Origin of the sequence: Mesotoga sp. UBA5825, assembly GCF_002432955.1 — a bacterium.
GTDB lineage: Bacteria > Thermotogota > Thermotogae > Petrotogales > Kosmotogaceae > Mesotoga.
The window spans coordinates 13,258-18,276 of record NZ_DJHG01000077.1; the positions used below are offsets into that span (position 1 = coordinate 13,258).

Sequence of the window (5,019 nt, forward strand, 5' to 3'; positions counted from 1 at the left end):
ACGCATCTCTGCTGCACCGGATCAACTCATTTCCACCTGAAAGAGTATTTCGATCTGGAAGTAATAGGATCGGAGCCAATACTCAGCGACTACAGGGACACCGTAAACGCCGGCAAAGTCCTTTCAGAGACAGATCTAGTGATCTCAATCGGGGGAGACGGAACTGCATCCGATATCGTTGCGGGTATGCGCAAGATCGGAAGGCTTGTGCCTGTTGTAGGCGTAGCTCTAGGAACGTCAAATTGCGGACCCTTCATAGTTCTGAGATCGGTCAGCGATATACATGAATTCGACTTCCTGAATATTGAGCCCATATGGGTAACGGGACTGGATGTCTTTGAAGAAAGGTACGTGGGTTCGGCATTCAACGATATCGTCATTTCCCAGACACTAATTTCGACAGTTGAGGGAGAGACCTGCACTATCGATGCTTCGGATTTCTTCTACAAAAACAAGAGAACACCTCGAGAACCTACATCAATTGCTTCAACCGCAAGCAGATTGGAGATCAATGGCGAAGAGATCACGCCGCAGTTTCAACCCTCTCAGATAATCATCTCTCCATTCTCTGAAGACATGAAGTCTCTATATGCATACAGGGCAGTTAATGGGCTCCTTTGCTGGCTGCCGTATTCACTATGCAACTCGGCAATGATTGTCTCTTCGAGGCCGATAATAACTATGGTGGAACCGGGCGAGACCGTTTCCGCGGACCTCAAGCAGTTTATCCTTGCCAGCACTGATACAGTGCGGCTATCAGGCTTCAATGCCTTCTGCGTAATAGATGGCAATCCAAGAGTGGATCTTTCAGTGAGTGTCGGGATTGAAGTGGTAACAAATGCCAGAGCAGGACTCTGTGTACAAAGAAGTGATGGAAAGTGAGCAGGATTCTCCGGGCACTTGAAGCATTCGCAGTTGGCGATGCGATGGGAATGGTAACGGAATTCATGACCCGCCGGCAAATCTCTACCAGGTTCGACTTCGTAAGTGATTTGCTAGAACCAGAACACTCGCCTATCCACAAAAATCTAACAAAAGGTCAGATAACTGATGACACAGAGCAGGTGCTTTACTTGATAAAGCTCTACAATGAGAAAAGAAACTTCTCACAGGAGACGGTCAAAGAAGCTCTTTGCAGGTGGGAGGACGAGTGCGACCCTGTCGCGAAAGGCTACATAGGACCGAGCACTAAGAGAGCTATCGAAGCCTTCAAAAATAGGCAGGACTTCGAAAGCCTTGGTACAACCAGCGGGGCACCAATGAGAGTGCTAGCTCCAGTGTTATGTAATCTAGACAAAAGCGAGAAACATCTTGTCGAAGCAATAAGAAACTGTACTGTCCCTACTCACAACACGAATCTTGCTCTTGAAGCTTCTCTGGCAGTCGGATTTGCCTATTACTACGCTGCGAGGGGGTTGAATGCCGACGGGATTGCCGAGGCAGCAATACGAGGCTCAAAAGTATGCGAAAAACTCACCTGTGCAGAATTTGTAGGACCTTCGGCCGGCGAAAGACTTGCTGCTATCAAAGGTCTCATCGGTGGGCAACATCCTGACGATTTCTTGGACAGGCTTTACTATGTATTCGGAACAACTATGGAGGCCGTGGATGTCGCCGTGGCAGCGATTGCCATAGGCCTTTTCTGCAGAGATGATGTCTGGCTGGCAATAAGAATGGGCGCTTCGATAGGTGGTGATACCGATACTATAGCCGCAATAGCTGGAGCACTGTCTTCTCTTCAGGGCGATGCAAACAACATCCCTCACTTCATAACCCAGAGAGTTCTGAAGGCAAATGAAGATCTTGATCTTGAGAAGCATGCGAGATACATCGAAAAGATGAGTGATATAGATGATTAAACTCCTCTCCGGAAGCGCCTCCGTTGGAATTATCTACGGAATCTTCAATTTCGTTCTCATACCCTATCTCAACGGCAAGTTTCACTCAACCGCTCTGGCTGGTAATCTCGTTTCGGCCGGAATGATCATAACGATCTTCACAGGGATGCTTATCGGCTATCTTGGTGACCGAAGCAAAAAGTATCTTGCCTTCATTAAAGGACTCTTCATCATTGCGATTATCAGTATGTTCATACTCAGCACTAACAACGAGATCCTGTTGGGTATTGCGGCTGTAGTTTTCACCATGTCGATTTTCAGTTTGCTTACACCTTACTCTGCCCTAGTCAGCAACGTAAGTAAGCCCGGCAGAAAGGATAGAAACTATGGATTCATGATGGGTGTTATGAACATCGCCACCTTTCTCTCCTCTCTCTTTATAGGAGTCACCCTTTCAAGAAGCGGTGAGACAGCATTTGTGGTTTTCTCAATAGCCGCTGCAGTTCTCGTTGTTCCGCTTTTCTTCTATCGGTCAGAGTCCCACATAGTTGATTCTGCTGTGGGCATCAAAGAAGAAGATTTGAGGTTCAGAGTTGACAGGAAGATAGTATTTGTGATGATCTCACAGTTTGGCCTGTGGTTTTCAATGGGCGGGATACTTCCCTACCTGACATCTTTCATAAGCAGTGATATTGGTGTGTCTCTTGGCACTGCATCATCGATAATGGGAGTTTCAACTCTAGTGAGTGGCGTGACTTCTCTCATGACTGGTACTCTGAGCAAAACGCTTGGGCAGAAAAGGCTGCACATTACAGCGCTTTCTATCCTGGCCGGCGTTTTCTTGTCAGTTAGTATCTTCTACTCTGGATTCCTGGGTCTTGACCCATTTCTGATGCTTATCGTGTTGATTCTCTTTAGCTTTGCTTTAGGAATAGTTCTCGCCCTCAACGTGACGATCGTTTCAGATACAGTCTCCCTTGCAAATCAGGGGAAAATCTTCGGTCTCAATAACATAGTTATGGTCCTATCTCAATCGCTCGCTCTGAGTCTTATCGGCTCTCTGATATCGTTGAGTGGTTACAACCTTGCCTTCGTTTTCGTCGCAGCAGGGTTCGCGGTAGCAATCGTGTTTTTCGTCATGAGTACGCTATGTTGTCGAAAAACCGTCTCATAACATGAGACGTGCGAAACATAGAGAGTGATTATCAACTGAAAAACAAATCGAATGAAAAGGAAGACATTCAATCAAGGCATCTTCGTTTAGATTTGAGCTCTTCGTGAAGACGTTCGCATCTTTCGTACCAGAGTACTCTGTAATCTTCGTGGTTGATTATTCTGCCAACAAGGTCATACGGAGTGAAAACTCCTTCCTCTACACACCACTTCACACATTCCTCATACGCCTCTAGGTCTAGCTTCTCGTCTGTTATCTCGATGAAGATCGAATCACGATCTTCGATAATCGCTGCTACGGCTCGTGTATGCCCATCGGCCATAACGAGCTTACCGTCAAAATCGATTACCGGAACCGGAACGCTCTTGAGAGTCTCCTTATTCCGAATCGCTCTGAGTTTGTCCTTTGATATATATAGCTGGCTTAGCTGGAGATACTCAATTCGGACTTTGAATCTTTCTGACATCTACTTCGCTCCTCCAAGAACCTTGACTACAGATTCTCAAATGCACATCGAATCAATAAACGTCTGAGTGAACGATCCACTTCTCGTAGACTAACCAACCATACATTATGAAGAACGCAAGTGCTATTATTTCACTGTTGAAGGGCTTTCCCCACTTAGTCTTGCCAAACATTATGAACAGGCGGGCCTTGATTTAGTCCCAGAGACCGCAAAGGGCTAAGGCCAGAAAAGTGCCGATGATTATCTTCAAAGAATGGAACGAAGTTCTCATAAACCTAGTATAAAGGAGGAAAAAATGATGAAGAGAAGTCTGATTTGGACTACAAGTCTTCTTTTAGTCGTGTTTGCCATCACCAGCTGTATACCCTTTCCGAAAGTGAAAACCTACCGCGCATGGGTAGTGGGGCAGACAGACACAAACGGAATCGCAATGCTTTACTTCTCGGACGATTCCGGTGAAACCTGGACGCGCCAGGCCATGGACATCCTGCCTGAAGGTAAGAGTTTGGAGGATGTTCTTTCCGTAGATCAGAATAGAGTCTGGGCTTGCGGTTCAGACGGGCTCTTAATGAGAACGGACAATGGTGGCTCCGACTGGAAAATAGTTGAAGTTTCGGAAGTTGCCACTGATTCCTTTTTTGCTTTCCTTTCGATTTTTGAAGACAGAATTTGGGTCAGCGGCGACAGCGGACTTGTCATCTTCTCTGAGGACAATGGCGATAGCTGGACGGTTTGCGACCTTCCTGAAAACGGAGCAGATTACTTGATTCAGGGAATCCACGCAATAAACCAGAATGTGATCTATGCGGTTGGAAACAAATCAACACCCAGAGCCGGAATAGTACTGAAAAGTGAAAATGGTGGCCAAAACTGGGACGAGATTAATCTCCCCAACAACTACAACGATAATGGGTGGATTGGCGTTAAGGCTACGGATGAAAATCATATAGTCATCTACGGTGGCCAAGGCCACTATGCCGTGACTGCCAATGGTGGGAAACAATGGGTTACAGGAGGCCCGCTCTTTCCAAAAGACCTGAACTCTCTGGTAATGATGGACGGTTCAACTTACTGGGCAGCCTGCGATTTTGATACGATAATCCTTACTGAGAACAGTGGAATAAGCTGGGAGGAGCAACCGTCAGCAGGAACAAGCAACTCCTTTTTGTTAGGGATAGATGCGCTCGACAGAAATAACGCATTAGTTATCGGTTCTTCGGCCGGATACCCGCAATTCGGTAAAATCTTGCGCACAACAGACGGAGGGAATAATTGGGAAGTAGTCCTTAGTGCAGAGGAATGTCCGGTTACCCTCAGTCATGTTTCGATAGCTGAGAAGAGTATGTGAAACCGGGGTCGGGGATTGTGTAGATTGGGGTTTGGAAAGAGCAGAATAAGACGCAAGGCGCCGGAATGCATCGGCGGAAGTGATGCCACCTTCGGTGGGACGCATTGCACTGAAAAGCATCAGTGGACGCAAGGCTGGCGAAGACCATGCCAGGACGCAAGGCTGCCTTCGGCAGGAAGTGAGGCCCGAAAGA

Annotated in this window: 5 protein-coding genes; 4 read left to right on the forward strand and 1 reads right to left on the reverse strand. The window is 46.9% G+C overall.

The genetic code is table 11. The features are described 5' to 3' along the window. The 3 genes from B3N33_RS07675 to B3N33_RS07685 all read left to right on the forward strand — a co-directional run. Positions 1-882: diacylglycerol kinase family protein (locus tag B3N33_RS07675; protein WP_292592824.1), on the forward strand; the 882-nt coding region annotated here is incomplete at its 5' end. Beyond that, positions 879-1,859, forward strand: a complete 981-nt coding sequence (locus tag B3N33_RS07680; RefSeq protein ID WP_214078321.1) for an ADP-ribosylglycohydrolase family protein — start codon at positions 879-881, stop codon at positions 1,857-1,859. The genes B3N33_RS07675 and B3N33_RS07680, both read left to right, overlap by 4 nt. Then, positions 1,852-3,012 carry an MFS transporter gene (locus B3N33_RS07685; protein ID WP_292592826.1) on the forward strand — a complete coding sequence of 387 codons (1,161 nt, stop codon included), beginning with the start codon at positions 1,852-1,854 and terminating at the stop codon, positions 3,010-3,012. Before B3N33_RS07680 ends, B3N33_RS07685 begins: the two co-directional genes overlap by 8 nt. 67 nt (positions 3,013-3,079) lie before the next feature. Here B3N33_RS07685 and B3N33_RS07690 read toward each other — a convergent pair whose 3' ends face one another. Continuing rightward, complete coding sequence (locus tag B3N33_RS07690) at positions 3,080-3,478, reverse strand: hypothetical protein (protein ID WP_292592828.1); 399 nt, start codon at positions 3,476-3,478, stop codon at positions 3,080-3,082. 298 nt (positions 3,479-3,776) lie between these two features. On the opposite strand from B3N33_RS07690, the gene B3N33_RS07695 reads away from it, so the two are divergent. Continuing rightward, the gene (locus B3N33_RS07695; RefSeq protein ID WP_292592830.1) at positions 3,777-4,826 is read left to right on the forward strand and encodes a sialidase family protein; all 1,050 of its coding nucleotides are present in this window, start codon (positions 3,777-3,779) and stop codon (positions 4,824-4,826) included. The last annotated feature ends 193 nt before the right edge of the window (positions 4,827-5,019 follow it).

What these genes read in the sequence shown, in the direction of transcription:
- B3N33_RS07685 (WP_292592826.1), top strand. Translation starts at nt 1,852, where the DNA reads ATGATTAAACTCCTCTCCGGAAGCGCCTCCGTTGGAATTATCTACGGA.
- B3N33_RS07690 (WP_292592828.1), bottom strand. Translation starts at nt 3,478, where the DNA reads ATGTCAGAAAGATTCAAAGTCCGAATTGAGTATCTCCAGCTAAGCCAG.
- B3N33_RS07695 (WP_292592830.1), top strand. Translation starts at nt 3,777, where the DNA reads ATGAAGAGAAGTCTGATTTGGACTACAAGTCTTCTTTTAGTCGTGTTT.